The 22,021-nt window shown below is 55.5% G+C and carries 17 protein-coding genes; 10 read left to right on the forward strand and 7 right to left on the reverse strand.

The window, feature by feature from the left end; translation table 11 throughout:
- The first annotated feature begins 408 nt into the window (after positions 1–408).
- Positions 409–1,974 carry a hypothetical protein gene (locus VNX88_22600; GenBank protein HWY71475.1) on the forward strand — a complete coding sequence of 522 codons (1,566 nt, stop codon included), beginning with the start codon at positions 409–411 and terminating at the stop codon, positions 1,972–1,974.
- Between the two features lie 24 nt (positions 1,975–1,998).
- Here the strand turns inward: VNX88_22600 and VNX88_22605 are convergent, their stop codons facing one another.
- The 3 genes from VNX88_22605 to VNX88_22615 are packed head-to-tail and all read right to left on the reverse strand — an operon-like array spanning position 1,999 to position 3,253.
- Positions 1,999–2,334: a gas vesicle protein K gene (locus VNX88_22605; protein HWY71476.1), complete on the reverse strand. Its 336-nt coding sequence runs from the start codon at positions 2,332–2,334 to the stop codon at positions 1,999–2,001.
- Positions 2,335–2,366: 32 nt separating this feature from the next.
- Entirely contained in the window at positions 2,367–3,017 is a 651-nt protein-coding gene (locus tag VNX88_22610; GenBank protein ID HWY71477.1) for a GvpL/GvpF family gas vesicle protein, read from the reverse strand.
- An 8-nt stretch (positions 3,018–3,025) separates the two neighbouring features.
- The gene (locus tag VNX88_22615) at positions 3,026–3,253 is read right to left on the reverse strand and encodes a gas vesicle protein (GenBank protein ID HWY71478.1); all 228 of its coding nucleotides are present in this window, start codon (positions 3,251–3,253) and stop codon (positions 3,026–3,028) included.
- Between the two features lie 120 nt (positions 3,254–3,373).
- Between VNX88_22615 and VNX88_22620 the strand changes: the two genes are divergently transcribed.
- Both VNX88_22620 and VNX88_22625 read left to right on the forward strand, forming a co-directional pair.
- Positions 3,374–3,607 carry a hypothetical protein gene (locus tag VNX88_22620; GenBank protein ID HWY71479.1) on the forward strand — a complete coding sequence of 78 codons (234 nt, stop codon included), beginning with the start codon at positions 3,374–3,376 and terminating at the stop codon, positions 3,605–3,607.
- A gap of 14 nt (positions 3,608–3,621) precedes the next feature.
- Positions 3,622–3,945, forward strand: a complete 324-nt coding sequence (locus tag VNX88_22625) for a type II toxin-antitoxin system PemK/MazF family toxin (GenBank protein ID HWY71480.1) — start codon at positions 3,622–3,624, stop codon at positions 3,943–3,945.
- 374 nt (positions 3,946–4,319) lie between these two features.
- Here VNX88_22625 and VNX88_22630 read toward each other — a convergent pair whose 3' ends face one another.
- From VNX88_22630 to VNX88_22640, 3 genes are read right to left on the reverse strand one after another with little or no spacing between them, the layout of a single operon-like run.
- Entirely contained in the window at positions 4,320–4,562 is a 243-nt protein-coding gene (locus VNX88_22630) for a ribbon-helix-helix protein, CopG family (protein HWY71481.1), read from the reverse strand.
- 48 nt (positions 4,563–4,610) lie between these two features.
- A complete protein-coding gene (locus VNX88_22635) occupies positions 4,611–5,357 on the reverse strand; it encodes a GvpL/GvpF family gas vesicle protein (GenBank protein HWY71482.1) in 747 nt (248 codons plus the stop codon).
- Positions 5,342–7,282: an ArsA family ATPase gene (locus tag VNX88_22640; protein ID HWY71483.1), complete on the reverse strand. Its 1,941-nt coding sequence runs from the start codon at positions 7,280–7,282 to the stop codon at positions 5,342–5,344. Before VNX88_22640 ends, VNX88_22635 begins: the two co-directional genes overlap by 16 nt.
- A 389-nt stretch (positions 7,283–7,671) precedes the next feature.
- Between VNX88_22640 and nadA the strand changes: the two genes are divergently transcribed.
- The 6 genes from nadA (at position 7,672) to VNX88_22670 (ending at position 16,656) form a co-directional block, all read left to right on the forward strand.
- Positions 7,672–8,793 carry a quinolinate synthase NadA gene (gene nadA / locus VNX88_22645; protein HWY71484.1) on the forward strand — a complete coding sequence of 374 codons (1,122 nt, stop codon included), beginning with the start codon at positions 7,672–7,674 and terminating at the stop codon, positions 8,791–8,793.
- Between the two features lie 155 nt (positions 8,794–8,948).
- On the forward strand, positions 8,949–9,386 hold the full coding sequence (locus tag VNX88_22650; GenBank protein HWY71485.1) for a DUF2203 domain-containing protein: 438 nt from the start codon (positions 8,949–8,951) through the stop codon (positions 9,384–9,386).
- A gap of 214 nt (positions 9,387–9,600) precedes the next feature.
- Complete coding sequence (locus tag VNX88_22655) at positions 9,601–10,788, forward strand: hypothetical protein (protein ID HWY71486.1); 1,188 nt, start codon at positions 9,601–9,603, stop codon at positions 10,786–10,788.
- A 105-nt stretch (positions 10,789–10,893) separates the two neighbouring features.
- A complete protein-coding gene (locus VNX88_22660) occupies positions 10,894–11,127 on the forward strand; it encodes a hypothetical protein (protein ID HWY71487.1) in 234 nt (77 codons plus the stop codon).
- 177 nt (positions 11,128–11,304) lie between these two features.
- A complete protein-coding gene (locus tag VNX88_22665; GenBank protein ID HWY71488.1) occupies positions 11,305–12,963 on the forward strand; it encodes a hypothetical protein in 1,659 nt (552 codons plus the stop codon).
- A 384-nt stretch (positions 12,964–13,347) separates the two neighbouring features.
- On the forward strand, positions 13,348–16,656 hold the full coding sequence (locus VNX88_22670) for a carboxypeptidase regulatory-like domain-containing protein (protein HWY71489.1): 3,309 nt from the start codon (positions 13,348–13,350) through the stop codon (positions 16,654–16,656).
- A 209-nt stretch (positions 16,657–16,865) separates the two neighbouring features.
- Here the strand turns inward: VNX88_22670 and VNX88_22675 are convergent, their stop codons facing one another.
- The gene (locus tag VNX88_22675; GenBank protein ID HWY71490.1) at positions 16,866–18,044 is read right to left on the reverse strand and encodes a DegT/DnrJ/EryC1/StrS family aminotransferase; all 1,179 of its coding nucleotides are present in this window, start codon (positions 18,042–18,044) and stop codon (positions 16,866–16,868) included.
- 364 nt (positions 18,045–18,408) lie between these two features.
- On the opposite strand from VNX88_22675, the gene VNX88_22680 reads away from it, so the two are divergent.
- A complete protein-coding gene (locus VNX88_22680) occupies positions 18,409–21,831 on the forward strand; it encodes a carboxypeptidase-like regulatory domain-containing protein (GenBank protein HWY71491.1) in 3,423 nt (1,140 codons plus the stop codon).
- Positions 21,832–22,021: the final 190 nt, after the last annotated feature.

Consider the following 22,021-nt stretch of genomic DNA (forward strand, 5'->3'; position numbering starts at 1 on the left):
TCACAGGGGTGCTAGAACGGTTGGGTGTTGCCACTGAAGGTGATTGTGATGGCGGGATTTAGGGGATGGCGGGAGACGTGCCTCAAATGGGATCTTGAGAGGATCGTGCGCAAAATAGAGCCCGAACTTCGGTCATTCTTCGAGCGAGGCTAAATCGGCTCACGTCACTCGCTCCGTGCTCTGCAAGAATTGAAAGCGTGAGTTTCCATCATAACGACGGAAATCACGCGGCGTCCTCGCGAAAAGCCGAAAGAGGCATCTTTCTGCCGTAACTCTTTTCTCCAAAACCGCCATTAACTATCTGGGGCATTGTGTGTGCGCACAGCCAGAACACGGTGCAAGACTCTAATCTGAACGCGTTCATAGCACATAATGCTGGCTTCTTTATCACTTTGAGGAGTCACACCCATGATCGAGCGGCTTCGTTGTTTTGTGGTGTTCTTGCCTTGTATTTCTCTTTGCGCCCAACAACCTGCCAATTCGTCTCCGGTAATGCGTGCGAGCGCGCCGGCTTCCATCACAATCTATAACCAGGATTTTGCGGTCGTGCGGCAGACGCTGCCACTGCAGACCAAATCGGGAGTGAACGATATTAGCTTCGATGATGCCACCGAGCAGGTGGAACCCGACTCCGTAATCCTGCGCGATCCCACCGGCAAGCATACCGTCCAGGTGCTCGAGCAGAACTACCGCGCAGAGACTGCCAGCCAGCAACTGCTGCTTTCCCTCTTCGAAGGCCAGACCATCGATTTTGAAGTTCGCCAGCAGGACCGCACCGAGATCGTCAAAGGCAAGATCATTCGCAGCGGCTATGTCGATCGGGCCGGCTTGGCCCGTCGTTATGGTCCTGGCTACAACCAATATCTGCTTAATCAGGCGTACAACAACACGCAAATCCCTCCCGGAATGGAACAGCCTCTGATCGAGGTGAACGGCGCTTTGCGATTCTCCCTTCCTGGGACGCCGCTCTTCCCCTCACTGCCGGACAGCACCATCTTGAAACCGATGATGAACTGGAAGCTGCAGTCGAGCGGCGGGAACTTCAACGCCGAACTGGGATACATCACCGGCGGAATGAGCTGGGAGGCGGACTACAACATCACAGCGTCGCCGAACGGGGACACGCTGGAACTAATCGGCTGGGTGACGATCGACAATCACAGCGGCAAGGGATTTCGCGATGCCAATGTGGAGTTGATGGCGGGCGAGGTAAACAAGGTGCAGCCGAATCAAGCTAGGTATGGAGGAGGTTTTGGCGGCGGCATAGCTTCGATGGCCGGCCCAGTCCCCGCACCCCAAGTCACACAGAAGACTTTCGACGAGTATCACCTCTATACGCTTCATCGTCCCTTGAGCATCACCAATCGCGAGACGAAGCAAGTGGAGTTCTTGCGTGCCGGCGGCATTCAGGCGAAGCGGATTTACGTGTACGACGGATTCAGCCCCGATCCTCAGTATCAATACCAGAACTGGCAATATCTACGTCAGAGCCGCGAGTTTGGCGCGACGTCTGAGAACAAAAGCGTCTGGGTAATGCAGGAATTCAAGAACTCCGACGCGAATCATCTGGGCGTGCCATTACCCAAGGGAAGAATGCGCTTCTACCGCCGTGGCGACGCAGAGCAACTGGAGTTCATCGGGGAAAACACGATTCCGCACACGGCCAAAGATGAGACCATCCGCGTGTACACCGGCAACGCCTTTGATTTAGTAGGAGAGCGCCGCCGTACTAACTTCAAGATCGACAATAACAGCAACTATGCCGAGGAGTCATTCGAAGTCCGAGTGAGGAACCATAAGAAAGAGGCAGCGAAAATCGTCGTCGTGGAACATCTGTATCGCGGAGCAACCTGGGACATCACGCAAAACTCCAACGACTTCGCAAAAAAAGACAGCCAAACCATCGAATTCCCCATAGACGTGCCTTCCGACGGCGAGCAGAAAGTGATCTACACGGTCAGGTACAACTGGTAAGTAAATTCTTCATAGGAGAGCAGACTACTTCTTTTCGTCAGTCCACAACTGGCCGAGAGGTCCCAAATCGAGATTTAGATCTTCCGGTTTGAGCCCGAAGTGTTGGGCCAACTCGCGGATCTTCTGCTCCAGTTTCATGAGCGCGAGTCCCATCTCCTCGATCTGCGCGTCGGCGAGAGCGCCGCCCTCCATGCGGCGAATCGCTTGACGTTCGAGAAGCTTGCGTAGGAGTTCGATGAGACTGAGCACAAGGCGGGCCAGTCCTTGCTCGATGTTCTCAGAGTTGCAATCGAGGCGCTGCGTTGTTCCGCTGGCGATAGACGCGAGTTCCCGATTGAGACCCTGGATGGCTTGCTCCATCTCGTCAGGCGCAATCTTCTTGGGTTCGTCGCTCAGGGTTCAGATCTCCGCGGAGACTCCAGGAATTCGGTTGCGGGCCAAGGGCCACTCCAACGCACATTGATCTGGTGCTCGCACTTGCTCAGTCTCTCACGGAAGGCCGCGATATTCGCTCGGTCAACGAGTGCGTACAGGCGAAATCCTTGTGGAGTGTCGCGCTCACGCCACTCGATCGCCTCGGATGAGAGCAGCTTCTTCACAGTCTCTGCTGTATTGCGAAGGTGCCGCGACTCAGCAGCTCGGGCCCGCAAATGCTCTGTTCCTGTTTTCGCATCTGCTACAGAGCCAGTGGGCGGAGGTGTCACCCGCACCTCCATTTGCGCATGCTGGGCATGCCTACTAAGAAACGTCGAGTAGCGCAGCGATTCTTGTTGCAAGTGCTTGCTAAGTTCCGGCGATGTAAGCCATGTAGGAAAGCGAAACGGCACCACTGCGGCATGGCTAAACACTGCATGTACCGCCTCATGGAAGTCCAGGGCTGCCGATTGAAATGTTTTTGGCGAGATGTCGCTCTTCGACAGCTCGGAATAGAGGACTAACAGATCACGCTCGATGAGCTGATGAATACGGGAATTCAGTACTCCCGTTTCGGGAAACGCCGCAACGGAATCGCCAAGCAGAATGCAGTAGGGAAGCACCGTCATTCAAGAGCTCAGGAGGAAGGAGACCGTTCAATGTGTTTCATCGCCGTCTCGACAGAGGTGAGAACGGCATTCAATCCGAGATAAACGAGATCGACTCCAGCTACCGAGATCACCAGGCTTCCGTGCAGCACGACGCCCGCGTTCAACACGTGATCGAGGATGTCGAGCAGGGAAGCTTCGTCCTCCCCGGACTTTGCGGGAGTGAGAATTGCGTCGGCTGTGGTTTGGGTAGGCATTGGCAATCCAGATTACATAGTAACTGCGGCTGAGTTCGTTCAGCAGCAGTTGCAGGATTTGCTCGCTCAGCGTCGTCAACATTCCTATGGCAGTCAGGCCGCTGGTAGTATATTGGTAGTATGAAAGAGAAGACGTCTATCACACTCTCGACCGAGGTTCTCGCGGACCTCGACCGATTGGGAGGAAAGCGGCGATCTCGTTCAGCCCTGATTGAATCGATACTGCGCTATTACCTAAAGCAAAAAGAACGCAGCCGGCTTCATGCTCGCGAGCTTGAACGGCTGAATGAAGCGGCTGAACGCCTCAATGAAGAGGCCGCCGACGTACTTGAATATCAATTCGGCGAAGAGTGATCGGGAGCTGATTGGTGAGGCGTGGCGACCTATATCGCGTTCAGAGACCCGGTGGAGATCCCAAGCAGTATCGCAGTTTCGTGGTTGTTAGCCGGCAAGTGCTGATCTCTTCAAAGTTTTCTACTGTAATTTGTGCTCCTGTATTTACGTCTGGGCAGGGTCTGGCGACGCAGGTGAGTGTTGGTCCAGACGAAGGGCTGAAGCATCAGAGCTGGATCATGTGCGACAACCTGGTGAGCCTTCGCAAAGCAGACCTGACACAATACTTGGGATCGCTCTCAGCGACGAAGTCTTCCGAGCTCAATCGAGCCCTTAAGGTGGCACTGGATTTGGACTGAGGATTTCAGGCTTGTCTGAACGAACGGATACCAATGCATCTCCAATCGGTGCGGCTAAAGCGGGCAGCGTTCACGAAATCGGCAAGCGCGTCAAAAATTCTCGGGCCACTTCCGTGCGCCGTGAAGGACCGCCAGAATCTGAACCTTGTTGTGCTGAAGCCGGTAGGCAATCAGGAAAGGAGTGCGAAGGATGACTATCTCTCGGGTTCCAGGAATACGGCCGTGACGTCCTGCGTCAGGATATCTTTCCAATACTTCAACAGCTGAGAAAATGCGTTCCAGCATCCTGTTGCCGGCTTGAGGAGAGTGTTCTGTCGACCAATAGTCGTATGCAGCGTGCAGTTGCTGGGCAGCTCTGGACGTCCAGACTACTTTCACTTCCGGCGGCGCCACTTGGCAGCCATGGCTCGAACCTTCGCGTGTTCTACCAGCTTGCCGGCATCGGCTTCCGCAATGCCTGTTTTGATTTGTTCGAGCTGCCACCGCTGGACTTCGAGGTAGGCAGTCACTGCCTCATTGAGAAGGTAGGTGCGATCCCTGTCAGTGGCATCCGCCAGAGCATCGAGCTCCCCCAGTTTTTCGGAATCCAGGCGAAAGCTTATAGTTCCTTTGCCCATAAGCCCAAATCATACGGCGCGCTAGGATGTATTGCAATGCATGACAACTTACACAAACGAATACGGCGGCCAAGGTCCGGTACATTGAATTTCGCGGCGGTCGGCCCAGCGAGTGGCATAACGCTTCAGCATGTTGTCCCACTTTGGGCGATCCTTCTTTCGGACGAGGAAGGATGCTTGCCACTCCAGGTTGCTTTGCCCTGAGCTGACCTTGCCGGCAGGGGCTGAATCGGCGGCGATGGCCTGAAGCTCACGGGCAAACTCAACGACATCAGGATCGAGTTCCGTGCGCTTTTTTACCTGGACCATGGCCTTGGCTCGCAGGTAGTCGCGCCCTGAAGCGGTTTCGATCGGCGAAGCTGGAGGTGAGGGATTCAGGAAAAGCTTCACGCCCCACTCCTCAGTGCCTTCAATGCGGGTGAGTGTGGCCGAGAGTTTGTCTTTCTCAGCGCGCATATGTTGCAGCAAGGATTCTTCACTCTTGAATACTGTTCCAAAACGGGCTGGCAGTAGCGTAACCGTTTCGGAGATCTGGGAGACTGCGCGTTGATGACGCACGCTTGCGCCTGTGAGCCATTCCAGATTCTCCATGTTGGAGGCTAGCTTTTCGCCGAACTCGGTTTCGGGAACACGGCTGAACCAGGCTGTCAGCCCCGCATCTTCCAGACATTCGACGGCCGTGGTTCCGTGGATGGAGCTGCTGATTTTCACCCCCGGATTCTTTGCGCTGATGCCGTAGAGGTAAAGCAGGCCATTGGCGTTCGCTCGCGGCTTGGATTTCACTGTATTTGCCACAATTGTTTCGTTAGGCGTCTCAATCCGGCGGCGCCAGAGATTTGTCCGGCGAAATCGGGAACTGCATAGTGCGTCAGTTTGTCTGCGCACAAACGTGACAAAGTCGCAAGCTGCCAACTCCGCGCCAGGCCGCAGCGCGCGCAATTTCGCGATTCTTTCTCAGTAAGAATCCGGTTCACAAATACTGCTTGTGGCGCAAGCTTTAGGTGGCGCAAACTCTCGAGCAGGCGTCCAGTCTGCCGGTCCGGCAGCGGCTCGGGCAGCATCACCACAAATAGACTAGCGCTCTTGTTGTCCTTCAGCAGCGCAGCAAGTTCTCTCGCGCGCTGCGAAATGGACGCGACTTCGACCGCCAAGTCCTGCGCCAGCGGCAGTGTACGGTGCTCAGCGAGGCTTTTCAACAGCAGGCGCGTCCAAACCACCAGACGGTCAGGTGTGCGCAGCAATTCGAGCGCGTGGCCGGTGGGTGCCATGTCGATTACCAGCGCCAGCCTGCGTGACTCGATAAAGTCGAGCAGCTTGAAGACCGCGAAAATTTCGTCGACACCCGGAGGCACAATGTCGAGCAGTGCGGAGATCATTTCGTACTCGAACGACAACTCCACGTGCAGGCCACCTCGTTCCATGGCGAGAGACTGCGACATGATCCGCTTCACCTTGCGGCTCCATGCCAGGAATTCCGCCGTAGAATCGACTTCCACCGCAGCGAAGTGCTTGTCATTGAGGACCGGTTTTGGCGTCGGACCAACTTTCTGCCCAAACAAATCGTCCAGCGAAGGTGCAGGATCGGTGGAACAGATCAGCAGATTTTCGCGCGAATGTCGCTCACGGCGCGCATAGGCCAAGCCTCCGGAGATGGTGGTCTTTCCCACGCCTCCCTTTCCCACCGTGAGGGTGAGCTGCGTGTTCGTAACCGGCCATTCCGCTGCCTCAAACTCCACGGGTGCTGTGCGCTTTGGTCGAGGCAGTTTAAGACGGAGCGGCTTGTTATCGAAGACATGCTCGCCAAACCGCTGCAAATTTTCAGCGCCAATGATCGGTGCACCCGGGTCTTCTCCCGTCAGAATGTCCGCCTTTGGGAATCTGCGCTCCACAAACTTCAAGGCTTCCGCGTATTCGCGTGCCCGTTTCTGACAGCGTTTGCAACTTCCTCCGCGAATTACGACACGGTTCAGAACTACTTCTGCGATCTGCCCATCCGCTTCTTCCTTCAGCATGCGCGCGGTTCGTGACGCCTCTGCCAGCGAAAACTTCTCGGAGCTGGTGACCATCACGAGTTTCGACTGCCTTGACGACAGCGCAGCGCGAAGCGACGCCAGCACGGCATCCCATTGATCGAGGACGCGAGGACGCTTAACTGCCCTTCCACCAAAATGTTGAGCGAGGACCTCATCGCGTCTGCCTGAAAGCTCCAGGAATTCCAGGAAGCGCGCGAGCTGTGTTGGGATGCGAAAGAGCTGAAGCGTGTGTCCAATGGGTGCAGTATCGACCACGATCTCATGGAACTGGCCACTCTCCAAGAGGTCAGAGATCGTGAGAAGCGCGCTCACTTCTGCAAGTCCCGGCAGAGTGGTCTCGAGAAACGAATCGATTTCAGATTTCGAGAGAAACGTTCCTTGCTCCACGAGGTTGGTAATGGCGTCGCGATATTCGTCGAGGAACTCCCGAAATCTCGCTCCGGCATCTACTTGCCAGACCGAAAGCTTAGCTCGGCTTACACCATGCAGCATTTGCATTCCCGATTTGAGCTTCACATCGAGTACATCGGCGAGAGAATGTGCCGGATCAGTAGAGATTAAGACGACTTTGCTGCCGCGTTTTGCGCTCGCATGCAGCGCGTAGGCGGTGCTGACGGTTGTCTTGCCGACGCCTCCTTTGCCTAGGAAAAAGGTCAGCTTGGGCGAGTTTGAGGTTTTCTTTGGCACTCAGACGAGGGACGAGGCGAACACGAAGGTCACGAAGGCAAACGAAAAGATCACGGAGCTGCTAAAACCAGTGATTTTAGTGCCTCAACGCGTGCTTCGTGACCTCCTCAGTTCCCTTCATGACCTTCGTGTTCGCCTCTCCGGTGTTGCAAACCGCGCCCGAAAGTGCGAAACTCATTGTGCCTCAGCTACTTAGCTAGTCACATTTCTTGTGACTATTGAGCGGCTGAGACATCTTATAAATGTCGGCTTCAACAACCCCGTAGGTGGGGCGTGAAACTGCGCAGCGCACCTACTGGAGCCGGCGGATTGCTTTCAACATCCCCGTTTCGAGCAACGCCAAGGCAATTAGCCATGCAGTTGTGTCGAGACTGAAGGCGGAAAATTGAATGAGCGTAGCTGCCGAACGAGCCTTGTGCTCGCTGGATAATTATCTCGTCCTCCCCGATGACACGATGGATGACCGCATCGCCGAAGCTCGTCGCGAACTCGGACGCGATTGCGTGATCCTCGGACACCACTATCAGCGCGACGAAGTAATTCGTTTCGCCGATTACACCGGAGACTCCTACAAGCTTTCGAAGATATCTGCCGAGGCAGATGGACGTTACATCGTCTTTTGCGGCGTGCATTTCATGGCAGAAAGCGCCGACATTCTCGCGCGACGCGAGCAGCAGGTAATCCTGCCGGACCTGAATGCCGGATGTTCGATGGCCGACATGGCCGAGATCGGCCAGGTGGAAGACTGTTGGGAGCAGCTTGAGCGACTCGGAATTGTTGGGGAAGACGGCAGTGGCATCACTCCGCTCACCTATATGAACTCCACTGCGGCGATTAAAGCCTTTGTCGGCGAGCGCGGTGGTCTGGTTTGCACCTCCTCAAACGCAGGTGCAGCGTTTCGTTGGGCGTATGCAAAGTCTCCCAAAGTCTTGTTCCTTCCCGACCAGCATCTCGGACGAAATACAGCTTACAAGCTGGGAATTCCGCTTTCGGAGATGGTGGTGTGGGATCCGTACATGCTGAATGGTGGACTCACGCCAGATCGTCTGCGAGCTGCCAAAGTCATTTTGTGGAAAGGACACTGCTCAGTGCATCAGCGCTTTCTACCGGAGCACGTGGACAACGTGCGCGCGAAATATCCCGGGATTCAGGTGATCGTGCATCCTGAGTGCCGCTGGGAGGTTTGCCAGAAGGCTGATCAACTCGGCTCAACCGAGCGTTTGATAAAGATTATCGAGGATGCACCTGCGGGCACCATGTTCGCAGTTGGCACAGAAATTCATCTCGTGAACCGCATGGGCAAGCGCTTCGCCGAGCAGGGAAAGAAGGTTATTACCCTCGACGATTCTGGATGTCTGTGCACAACGATGTTCCGCATTTCGCCGCAACATCTTGCATGGGCGCTCGAAAATCTTGTGGACGGCAACGTGGTGAACCGCATTCGCGTCGCTGAGGACGTTAAGTATTGGTCCAGAGTGGCCCTGGATCGGATGTTGGAGATTGGGGCGTAAAGCGAGCACTCAGCATTCAGCACTCGGCATTCAGCCACGAAACATCTTGGGCGGAAAGAACTGAGCTCGGCGAACCATTAGGCAGTACGGCTGACTGCTGGTTACCGAATGCTGAGTGCTCAATCCCGCCATCGACTAAAATAGAACTATCCCATATGGCACAACGCACTTTTACTCTGCAGGAAGCGCAAGTCCTGCTGCCTGTCCTGAAGTCTCTGCTAAAGCAGGCGATCGACGGGAAGAAACTGATTGAGACTATCGACGCGGAGTTCCAGGCGCTCGGACAACGGATATTCCTGTCCGGAGGACTGCTGGTGGAAATCGGGAAGGCCGCTACGCGTCGAGCAGAGCGCGACAAGACCGTTCAGCGCATCAAAGACGTCGTGGCTGAGATCGACGCAACTGGCGTTCAGGTGAAAGACATCGACATGGGCCTGCTCGATTTTCCCTGCGTGGTCGGCGGCAACACGATTCTGCTTTGCTGGAAGATGGGCGAAGACAAGATTACCCATTGGCACGGAGTCGAGGAAGGCTATGCGGGACGCAAGCCAATTGACGAAACCATCACGAAGCTCAAGAAGAAACCAAACTAACCACGGAGACACGGAGGCACGGAGAAGTGCATAACGAGGTCTGGGTTGTTTCCGACTCCGGACCGTTCGAGTTCCGCATTACATCTCTCCCACGTTGCGTGTGAAATCCCCAGCTTCTCGACAATTCTCTCTTTCGATTCTCTCCTCGCTTTCAAGTCTGCGTGCCTCATTGTGTTCTCGCAGTTGTACTGCGTCTGGATTCTTCAAGCAGAGCGTGTCCGTTGGCATTTTTGGTCTCCTAATCGGGCTTTCCGCATGCGGAGTGGGCGGTGCGGGGAAGCAGGAAGATGTCCTATACGTGACCGCGACGCAGGCCTTCCTACGCGACCGGGTAGCTCCCGTGTATTCAAAGACCGGGACCGTACATAACGGCGATCGTGTTGTTGTCCTCGAGCGCGGCAAGCGTTGGGAGCGCGTGCGCAACGCAGCCGGCGAGGAAGGCTGGCTGCAGGATCGTTATCTCGTGGGCGAGAACGTATTCGCCGAGTTTCAGAAGATGTATCGCGAGTATCAGGACGACCCAGCCCAGGCTCACGGTGTGCTGCGCAGCGACTTCCGCTTGCACCTCTCGGCTGGGCGCAATACGGAGCGCCTCTTTCTGCTCAAAGAAGGCGACAAAGTCGCTCTGTTGCAGAGGATAACCGTAGCCAAGGCCGCCAGTTCCGCTCCACCGCCGCCTCAGCTCCAATCTGGATCGTCTCAAGAAAAACAGGATGCAAGCGATGCTGTTAAGGACGATGCGGCCAAGGAAGAGGAGAAGGAATACAAGGGTACGGAGAAGCCTGCAACGCCTCCGGTTTCGGCAAGGAAGGCGGCGCGTCAAGAGAAGCTCACCGTGAAAGAGAGGGCCAAGCACGACCAGATGGTCCCCGGTGCTTCTGCTGCGCTGATGGAAGACTGGTGGCTCGTGCGCAGCGCGCAGGGTCATTCGGGATGGATTCTCGCGCGCATGATCGACGTCGATGTGCCCCTGGAGATTGCGCAGTACGCCGAGGGTCAACGCATTGTTGCCTTCTTCCCCCTGACCACAGTTCACGACTCGGCACTCAAGAAGGACGTTCCTTACTACCTGGTGCTGATGACTGAATCGAAAGATGGTATGCCTTTCGACTACAACCAAATCCGGGTTTTCAGTTGGAACGATCGCAAGCACCGGTACGAAACGGCTTATCGGCAGCGCAATGTCTTCGGGCTCCTACCGGTATCAGTAGGCAAGGAAGCTTTTGAGAATCTGGGTGAGCAGCCTACGTTCACTATTCGCGTCAAGGACGAGAACGGTAGTCCCGCCGAGCAGAAATACCGGCTCGAAGGTGTGATCGTGAAACGTGTTCTCGCTCCCGGTGAGACTCCGGTAAAGACTGCGAAAGCTGCAAGTGGCAACAAGAAATCGGCTGCCCGCTGATTCCAGCTAGTCTGCAATTAGCGTCAAGGTGCGCGCGAATCGACAGGGGCATTCTTGCTCATCGGTAGGCATCAGGCCGTGACGTTCCCGAATCCAAGCAACCCTATGGCAGAAAAGGTGAAGAAGCTTGGGCTGAAGCGCGACTATACGAAATACCTGTATTTCCTGGACAAAGACGGCAACGCTTGCCACAAGCCCAAATCAGGCGAAGGCAAGACGGAAATCCTTGTAGACAAGGCTGTCGAGCGCGACAATCAGTACCTGTATTTCATCGACAAAGAGGGCGACGTGTCCCGGTCTCCCCGAGTATCGCGCGGTAGCAAGAAAGAAGCTGCTTAGCGGTGATTTCATGAAGTTCAACGCTTGTTTGGGGAAGGGCATCGGCTTTAGCCGTGCCGCTTAACGAGCATCAAGACTCTTCCGGCTTTAGCCACTGAGGTTTTCATCACGCCCCGGTCACCTCGGCAGCTAAAGCCGGATTGATTTGCGGCCCATTAACCGGCACGGCTGAAGCCGATGCCCCTCCCTACCGCTTGGAACCTTTTAGTCTTCCGTGATGGTCGACGTGTGCTTGATGGGCGCGATCTTCTGCGAACGCTCCAGCGAAAACTCGACGGCCTCTTGCAGATCTCCGATTTCCGTCTGCAATCGTCCCGCGAAGAGTTGATAGAAGCCCTCCTTCGCTCAGGAGAGCTGGAGTGCGCTTTAGCGGATTGCGATGCATGCGATGCGAGCACCGAAGCTTTGGTGCGGCTAACCGATCAGCTCGCATTCGCGCTGGCCGGGCAATCGGGTCCCAAGCTCTTCCCAGGGATGCTTGAGAGTATCGCTGCTGCCGAAGTTCCTGAACGGATCACAGCCTCAACCCCGGAAGGTTTTTGCTACTACGCGCTGCATCCGCTCGACTACGCAGATCTGCTAGACGAAAACGCAATCCATGCTCCTGCCGTGGCAGTCGTTGGAATTCGTTCGATCGGTACGACGCTCAGCGCAGTGGTACGAGCCTGGTTCGAGCTGCACGGCATTCCGGCAGAGCGGATCACGGTACGGCCGACCGGGCATCCGTTCGATCGTGTGCTTTCCCTAGGCCAAAAACATCGACAGTGGATTGCGAGGGGAATGCAGCGCGAAGCGTCATTTCTGGTCGTCGACGAAGGCCCAGGGCTGAGTGGATCGTCATTCCTTGCAGTGGCTGAAGCCCTGGCCAAGGCGGGTGTTTCCCAGAATCGAATCATTCTTCTGCCCAGTTCAAGCCCGAACCCTTCGTCACTATTTGCTCCCGATGCCGTCAATCGGTGGAGCTGCTTCCGGACAATTTCGCTCAAACCGACTCGCCGGATTCCTGCACAGGCAGCAGAGGATATCGGCTGGGGCGAGTGGCGGAAAGCCGTCTTCGCGAGTGAGCACGATTGGCCTGGTGTTTGGGCCTGGACCGAAAGGCGAAAATTTCTTTCCGCGGATAAGCGCAGCATGTTTCGCTTTGATGGACATGGACACTATGGCAGGGCGGTGCGTAGTCGGTCGCAACTGCTCGCCGAACATGGCTGGGGACCGGAGATCTCAGCTGCCGGAGAGGGATTCAGTGAGTGCCCATGGATCGAAGGAGTCAGGCCGAAGTGCGCTGATGGCGATACCGTACTGCGGTTAGCCCGATATTGCGCTTTTCGCGCAGCCCATTTTGAACATCCTTTCCCCTTGAGCGATGCGCTAGAGCAGATGACACAGGTGAACCTCGAACGCGCGCTTGGAGTTTCTCAGTCCGTTGTTCTGCCCATCGAGCGGCCCGTACTGGCGGACGCGCGCATGATGCCGCACGAGTGGATTGCGACGTCTGGCGGCCGTCTAATCAAAGTCGACGCGGCATCGCATGGCGACGATCACTTCTATCCTGGTCCCACCGATATAGCGTGGGATCTAGCTGGTGCAATTGCGGAATGGAAGCTCGATCACGAAGCCAGCGATCGGCTCGTTCGCGAATACCAGCGCATTTCCGGCGACGCAATTGAAGCCCGCTTGCCCGGCTATCTGATCGCCTATTGCGCCTTTCGCCTGGGATTTACCCTGAGCGCCGCCGGATCGGTTAGCGAAGCCAGCGAGAGTGGCCGACTGAAGCGCGAGGGGGGAACATACCGGCAAAGATTGGCGACCCTGTTGCCACGCGCTACCGCGGCGTGAAGTCAGTCAAACTTAGAGCCTAACGCTTCCACGTTGGGACGAATAACAGTGCTATCAACAGCGAAAATGCAGAGATTAACAGGGTTTTAGCACTGCTAAAGTGGCGGGTTTCGGTGAGTAGTGATTCCAAAAAATGTAAACAATCGCTGCACCTTCTATAAAAGCATATGAATGCTCCCGGGATGAATCGGACGGGTTCCCGGTAAGTACCTGATTTACATAACTTCACACAACTTCACAGCTTGGCCGCTGACCTGCTTAGGAATAGGTAGTCGTCTTCAGCCGGGGCTAAGCACGTATCCTCCTTTTCGTTTCCCCCAAGTCTGTTTAGAAGTTCCCAACGCGAGCGCCCAGCGAAGACCAACTCTTTCCGAGGAGAGAACGATGCGTCAACACTTCCTTCACAAGGCAATAGCAGGGCTGGGATTTGTATTGATGGCCCTGGCTGGAGTTATGGCCCAGGTTACGAGTAGGGGCACAGTAAGCGGCACAGTTACTGATCCAAGTGGCGCTCTGGTCGCCAACGCTGCCGTGGTTCTTACTGAACCTGCAACTGATGTGAGCCGGCGTTCGACGACTAACAGTGCCGGCATTTATCGTTTCGACGCGGTTGACCTCGGGACGTATGTCGTGGAAGTGCAAGCGCCCGGGTTCAGGACCGTTCGCAAAAGTGGTCTCGAGGTGCAGGCGGCGCGTCAACTCGAAGTCGATTTCACCTTGAACGTCGGCGGAGGCAGCGAGATTATCAACGTAGAGGCTTCCGCGGCGGAGGTTTCCCTCCAGACCTCCGAACAGGTGCGCAGCGAACACATCTCCTCACGCGCTGTCACCAATTTGCCGCTCATTGGTCTTGACTCTCTAACGCTTGCTATGACAGCGCCTGGTGTCGTAGTGTCGCCCAACGGCAACATCAACCAGAACGGGACGCTCGTCTTTACAGTGAACGGCCAGAGGCCGCGCGGCAACAACTTTTTGATAGATGGCGTCGAGAATAACGACATCTCTGTGACCGGCCCGGCGTACACGATCACGAATCCGGATGCTGTCGAAGAAGTCAACGTGCAAACCTCGAACTTCACCGCCGAGTTTGGACGCGCCGGAGGCGGGATCATCAATCAAATTACCAAATCGGGAACTAATTCCCTGCATGGAACTGCGGCGTACGCTTATACCGGCAACGTCTTCAAAGCACTGAATTACAACCAGAAAATTGGTGGTATCACGCGGCCCCCGCGAGACGTCCACAATATTCCGTGGTTCAGTATTGGTGGCCCGGTTGTGTTTCCCCATTTGTACAACGGAAAGAGCAAGACGTTTTTCTTCGCCGCCGCTCAATGGGACCGCGAGTTCGGCAAGGCCACAACCAACATCCGCATCCCCACCGATAACGGCGTTGCTGCGCTTACTCCTCTTGCCGCCACGTGCCCGAATGTAGCGCTTTATCTAAAAGCCCTGGGTTCGGTGCGCGGCGCTACATCGCTTTCCAACATCCTCATTCAGTCTCCCAGCGCCACCGGTTCCTGCAATGGCTCGGCTCGCACGGGCCAGTCAGTCGAAACTGGCCTGTTCGTTCGCGTGGCTTCCGCTGCCATTCCGGACAACAACCATCAGATTCGAGTCGACCACATAGCCTCAGACAGACAGTCGCTGAGCTTCCGCTGGCTCTACGACAGCAACACGAATGATCCTGGATTCAACACGAACGGTGTAGTCGGCGTGCTGCCAGGCTTTGACAACAGCTTCACCGGCAAGACGCTCGGCGGAACCTTCAGCGACACTTACACGTTTAGTCCGACCGTGACGAACGAATTTCGTTTCAACTACGGTCGCATAGGGTTCAATTTTCCTCCGGCCTCGACAGACGCTTTTCACAACACTCTGCAAAGCTATGCCATTAGCGGCATTGCCGGCTTCGGCCTCGCCACTAATATCCCGCAGTTCCGTTTCGCCAATAACTGGCAGTATGCCGACGCGGTAACCATGGTTCGCGGGAAGCACAGCTTCAAGGTTGGTGGCGACTTCCTCCGACAGCTCGCCCGCCAGCATCCACCGTTCAACGAACGCGGCTCGCTCACTTTCGGATCCAGCACCGGAGCCACGGCCTTCGCCAATTACATCGACGATTTCGGAGGCAGCAGCGGCAGCCTGAATCGGCTCTTTGGCAATTCCGTCTATTATCCCAACCTGTTTCGGCAGTCGTATTTCTTCCAGGACTCGTGGAAAGTAACCCAAGACCTGACTCTAAACCTGGGGCTGCGCTACGAGAACTACGGAACTCCGGCGAACATCTTCACGATCGCGGCGTTTACGAATTATGATCCGGTGAATTTTGCGACTCCTCACAAGGTGGATCCGGACAACAACAACTTTGCTCCGACCGTCGGTTTCGCCTGGAGCCCGAGTAACCGGTTGTTTGGAGAGCACAAAACCGTAATTCGTGGCGGCTTCCAGACGACTTACGATTCGCAGTTCAACAACCTGCTGTCAAACATCGCGGGATCAACGCCGAATGCGATTGGAGGAACGATCACTTCATCGACCACCGGTCGAGGAACTCCTAACTTCAGCGGTCTGTTCTCTGGCATTCAGCCAACACCGCTGACGAAAGCTACGGCTCAGTCCAATCTGTTCCCCCAAAAACTGGTGAACCCATATACCGATCGCTGGTCACTGGGCGTGCAGCGCGAGCTGCCGGCGGGCCTGATCCTGGACGTTTCCTACGTAGGATCGATCTCCAAAAAGCAGTACCGGACGATCGATGTGAACCCTGTAGTGAATACGGCCACGGGCGACCGCTTGCATCCGGAGTTGCAGATTACAGCTCCCACATCCGCAGCCAATATTGCTATCCGCCGAGGCGAAGGCATACGTACCATACGAGCCTCGTCGGCGAACGGCAATTACAACGGACTGCAGACCCAGGTGCGTCGTAACTTTTCTTCGACTCCGCTTGGCAACTTCCTGCTGAGTGCAAACTACACTTACGGTCATTCGCTCGACGAGATCAGCGACGTCTTCAATCAGCTGTCGAACGCGAGCTCGTTCCAGTCGGTCTCTGAAGTTCTGGGCGTGAGCCCGCGGATCGACTATGCCGACTCCGACTTCGACTTCCGCCACAGCTCAGTGATCAGTTGGGTATGGGATCTTCGCGGTCCGAAGACGGGCGTGCTCGGACAGATTCTCGGTGGCTGGACTCTCGCAGGTATTGAACGCTTCGAAAGCGGATTTCCCTACACGGTGCACAACGGTACTGATCGCAATAATGATGGTCAGGCTGGTCCCGACCGGCCAGACATCGGCAATTTGTCCGCTCCGCTCAACACGCGAGCGGTCATCAACGCCGCCTGCGCTACGGGCTATGCCAATCCTGATGCGGGCAACGCTTGCGTAGCAGCAAGCGCGGTGCACTTCATTGAGGGCCTCGGCCTACCCACGGGGAATACAGTTCGTCGCAATTCGGTGCACGGCAAGGGTCTTGACAGGCTCGACTTGAACATCCGTAAGGCATTCCCGATTACGGAGCGATTCAAGCTGCAGTATGCCGTCGAAATGCTCAATGCGATGAACACCGTGAACTTAACGAGCGTGCCAAACCGGACGGTGAACGGCTCCAGCGCAGGCACTTTCCTAGACGTTACGCAATTGAACTCCACTGGACGTTCCATGCGTATGTCGTTGAGGCTCGCCTGGTAGTCGCTTTATGTTTGAGGCCAGCCGGAAGCCGGCTGGCCTTCTTTTTGCTCATTCCACTTCCGTTGCAAAACAAGCGCCGCCAGGTAAGGAACGGAGCGCCGGGCGCCCTTGCCCGGCGAACTGCTTAGGACGCGAGTTCTCCAAGGTTTCGTTCCTTGCGGCACCACGCCGGGCGTGGGCGCCCGGCGCTCCGTTCTGTTGATCGCACTTCAGGAATAGAACTCGGCCACGGCGTTCACTACAGTCCGCAGTTCGTCATCTCTAAGCTCAGCGAACATCGGCAATGCGAGGACTTCGCGGGCGGCAGCCTCGGCAACCGGGAGTGAGCCTTCTCCATATCCGAGATAGTCAAAGCACTTCTGTCGGTGGAGAGGCACGGGATAGAAGACCTCCGAACCGATTCCGCGATCTATCAGAAACTTGCGAAGCTCGTCCCGGCGCTGCGCGCGGATTACGTACTGGTGATAAATGTGCGAGGAATTTGGATCGGTGCTGGGCAAGCGAACTGGTGAGTCAGTGCCAGCTAATCCTGCCTTTGAGAAGAATTTCGTGTAGGTTTCCGCATGCTGCTGCCGCTGCCTGTTCCATTTCTCCAAATGCTTCAGCTTCACTGAGAGAACCGCCGCCTGTAATGAATCCAGCCGACTGTTCCAGCCGATTTCTTCGTGGTAATAGCGTTGGCGACTTCCGTGCGCCCGCAACAAGCGAACCCTCGCGGCGAGATCTTCGTCGTTCGTCGTCACTGCCCCCGCATCGCCAAAGGCGCTCAGGTTCTTCGTTGGATAGAAACTGAAGCAAGCGAGTTCAGCGAGTGTTCCAGCGCGGCGACCACGCCATGTAGCGCCGAATGCTTGCGCAGCATCCTCGACGACGACCAGACCAAACTGTTTTGCAAGGTTGCCAAGCGCATCCATGTCGGCGCACTGTCCATAGAGATGCACCGGGAGGATCGCCTTCACACGAACGCGATGCTCGATCTGAGTCTGTACCGAATTGGGATCGAGGTTGTAGGTGTTGGGATCGATGTCGGCGAATACCGGACGCGCACCGATCCGCGTAATCGAGCTCGCCGTCGCGAAGAAGCTGAAGGGAGTAGTGACGACTTCGTCTCCCGGGCCGATACCCGCAGCGGCCAGGGCGAGAAAGATAGCATCGGTTCCTGAGGCGCACCCAATGCAAGAGTTCACTCCCAGAAACTGGGCCGCCCGAGCCTCAAAGTCGCTAACGGCCGGCCCAAGAATGTACTGCTGCGAATCACAAACGCCCTCGATGGCTGCCAGCACCTCGGTTCGAATGGCGGCGTATTGGCGCGACAGGTCGAGCAACGGAACGCCTTTGCGGCGTACCGAATCCGAAGCCCTCTCAACGGGAATTGCCTTTGTCTTCACAGCAACGCGCGATTCTACATCCTGCGATTTTCTCGCTGCCACCACTGTATGAATTCCACTCAAAAATTCCAAAAACCATTGTAAAGACAACTGTTGCTATGGAACTTGGAACTAGCTAATCCCAAGTATTCGACGTCTCGTCCCCACATCGCCGCGCGTGCCTTGGCGCGATTTTGCTCAGCTTGTCACAACTCCAACGCCCGTAAGGAGATAGATGCGATTGTTACGAATCTAGAACAGCGTGTTACGAGTAGCCATTTTTCGGCAAGGAGATTGCATTGTTTGGGTTCGTAGGTTTTCCCAAGGGATATACGGGAATATCTCTCTTCGTCCCATTATGGACATTCAGAACAGGAGAAGGCGAATGGCAACACGTAGATTCTGGAGGGCCCTTGTTGTCGGCTTCTTTTGCACTAGCTTGGCGTTACAGGTCTGGTCTGCTGAATTGACCGCTCGTATCCGAGGCACGGTTACAGACCCAACCGGCGCGGTGGTAGCGAATGCTACGGTCACCGCCACGAACATTGATACGGGAGTCGCTTACAACGCAAAAGCCCAAACTAGCGGAATCTACGAACTCCTGAACCTTCCGGTGGGTACCTATAATCTGGCTGCCACCGCTCCAGGCTTTCAGGCCTTCGCTGTCTCCGGTATCAAATTGAATATCGACCAGCAGTACGTGCAGGACATGAAGTTGAGTATTGGCAGCACGACGGAAAAGGTCGAAGTTCAGGCCAATGCCGTTCAGGTCGACACGACCAACATCCAACTCAGCAACGTGGTCGAAGCGAAGCAGATTGTGGATTTGCCGCTCATCGGGAGAAACTGGACCCAACTCGAACTCATTCAGCCAGGGGTACAAGCTGCCAGCGATCGATTCGGAACCTTCTCCGCGAATGGAAACCAAGCGCAGCAATCGAGCTACCTGATTAATGGCACAGACACGAACGATCTGCCGCTTAACACGGCGCTTTACATCCCCAGTCCGGATGCCCTTTCCCAGTTCAACTTAATCAGTAGCTCGCTGAATCCTGAATATGACCGGAACTCAGGAGCGATTGTCAGCGCTTCCATCAAGAATGGAACTAACCAATATCACGGCGGTGTCTTCGAGTTCTATCGCGACACCTTCCTGAATACGCATAACTTCTTTCAACTGACCGCTCCCAAGTTTCACCAGAATCTTTTCGGCGGAACTTTTGGAGGACCAATCTTCAAGGACAAGGCCTTTTTCTTCTTGTCGTATCAGGGGAATCGGGCAGTGCAGCCGCAGGCAGTCAACAACAACACCGTGTTTACACCAGCCCAACTCCTGGGACAATTTGGAGCGACCTTGAAAGCAAACAAGGTTCCCGGCACGCTTCTAGCGGCCACTGGTTGTGCAGCGGGTTCAACTTGGGCTTCATGTTTCCCTTCGGGCAATATACCCGCTTCGGCATTTAATCCGATATCCGTGGCTCTGACGAAGAAGTACGTGCCCCTTCCGAACGCGGCGAACAACCAATTTCTGTTTAACCCAACCCAACAGACGATTCAGGATCAGGGAATTGCTCGAGTTGACGGCAACGTCAATTCGAACAACCAGCTTTGGGGAGTACTCGTCTTTCAACACGCTCCGTCGAGTCGAGACCTTCCGTTTACCGGTGCCACACTGCCCGGTTTCGGCGATCAGAATAAGTCTGAGGTTCACCAGTACACAGGATCGTGGACCCACCTATTTAGTTCCGCGATGCTGAATGAGTTTCGCCTGGGCTATTCTCGCTTGAACTTCGATGCTGTTGAGCCGCAGCAGCCGGTTCTACCTTCCAGTGTCGGATTCCAGATCACCCCGCAAAACACCCAGTCCGCGGGCTTGCCTCTGATGTCAGTAACTGGGCTTTTCAGTCTTGGATTCAGCAGCAACGGTCCTCAGCCACGTATCGATCAGACTTATCAAGTCACCGACAATTTCTCAAAGATCGTCGGCAATCACTCATTGAAGTTTGGATACGAAGGTCGGCGCTTCAACGTAGACAATCCCTTCTTCGGCCGCAACAACGGTTCGTTTGCGTTCGGCGGAACGGGTCAATACTCGACCGGCAACGCCGGACTGGATTTCCTGCTTGGCAATCCTGACACTTATGGTCAAGGCGCGGGCGGCATTATTAACGCCAATGCCTATGAGCATTACATGTATGGTCAGGATCAATGGAAGGTCCGTGACAACCTTACCCTGACCTACGGTGCCGGATGGCAGATCGATACCCCCTTCCACAACCGTCAGTTCAAGGGGCTTGGTACTAACTGTTTCATTCCGGGACAAACATCAAAGGTATTCCCGACGGCACCGACAGGCCTAAATTATCCAGGGGATCCTGGATGCAACGACGCCAGCGGCGCCAATACAGCTTGGAAGGATGTTGGCCCACGTGTTGGATTTGCTTACGCTCCGAACCTGGGCTTCCTGTCAGGTGGGGAGTCACGCAAGCTCTCGATTCGGGGCGGCTACGGTCTCTACTTCAATCGCACCGAAGAAGAAACCTCGCTGCAGAACCTCGGCGCCCCGCCGTTTGGATTGAGTTCGGCTGGAGCCAATGACACAGGTCCCGCCACAACCGCTCCCGCCTTCGCGAATCCATATCAGGACATCAACAGCGGGACTGCCTTTCCCAACAAGTTTCCTTTCACTTTCCCGACCGCTGGGTCTGCGGTGGACTTCACTAAATTCGAACCAATTGGAATCAGCCTCTACAGCCCACATTTCCGCATTCCCTACTCGGAAAACTTCAACTTAACGATTGAGCGGCAGATGCCCACCAACATCGTGGCACGGATGAGCTATGTTGGCGCGCTTGGACGTCATGAGCAGATCACCTACGAAGGAAATCCGATCACTCAAGCTGGGCATGATGCCTGCCTGATTACTCCTGCGTGCGTTTCTGGTCGCAACAACCAGGTGGTCAATTTCCCCACGCATACTGCCTTTGCGCCAGGAAACCTGATTGCGAGCGCCGGCACTATCGATACCATCGGTGCCTCCAATTACCATTCGCTCCAATTAAGTGCAACCAAGGGCTATACGCATGGACTGCTGTTTCAAGCCAGCTACACCTGGTCTCACGCCATTGATAACGGGTCGAGCTTCGAGAATTCCGGCTTTGGTGGATCAAACCGTGGTTACAACCAATTCGTTCCCGGCTTGAATGTCGGCGACTCGCAGTTCGACGTGCGTCATCGGTTCGTCTTCAGTCCGGTGTATGACGTGCCAAACTGGAGGGCTCTGCCGGGAATGCACTGGCTGCCTGATGTAATCGGCAAGGGATGGGAAATCAGCGGAATTCTGACGTTCGCAACTGGCTTCCCGATCGATATCCGCACCAGCTCCGGCTCACTCTCGCTTTTCTGTTCCAGCAACTTCCAGTTTTATGCGTGCCCGGATGTTCCCAATCAGATCGCTCCAATCAAGGAACTCGATCCGCGCGTGGGTAAGAACTTCTGGTTCGATCCTACGAGCTTTGCGACTGAAGCCGTCGGTACATTTGGCAATACGCACCGCAATCCGCTGCATGGGCCTGGAATCAACAACACAGATGTTGCGATTTTCAAGAACATCTATTTCTGGCCGGGTAGCGAAAGCAAATACGTCCAGCTTCGATTGGAGAGCTACAACGCGTTCAATCACACGCAGTTCTACAACTCAGCTTCTCCGGCGAATATCACCACAACAATAACGAGCGCGAACTTTGGCCGCATCAGCTCAGCGGCTCCTGGTCGTGCGACGCAACTGGCTGCCAAGATCTACTTCTAGGCCGATGTAGAGGCTCCTAGGGCACCGCGATTGCGGTGCCCTTTTTCTTTGGATCCGCCATGGCGAATTCAGTGGCTCATGCGCGTCTGCGTATGCGCATCGCCTCACAGGCAACGATGTGGGACAAGTCGAGGCTGTGTGTACACAAAATGGAAGCTTTCAGGGATTGTTCCGCAAAAACATATCCACA

The sequence above is a fragment of the Terriglobales bacterium genome (assembly GCA_035567895.1).
Lineage (GTDB): Bacteria > Acidobacteriota > Terriglobia > Terriglobales > Acidobacteriaceae > Gp1-AA112.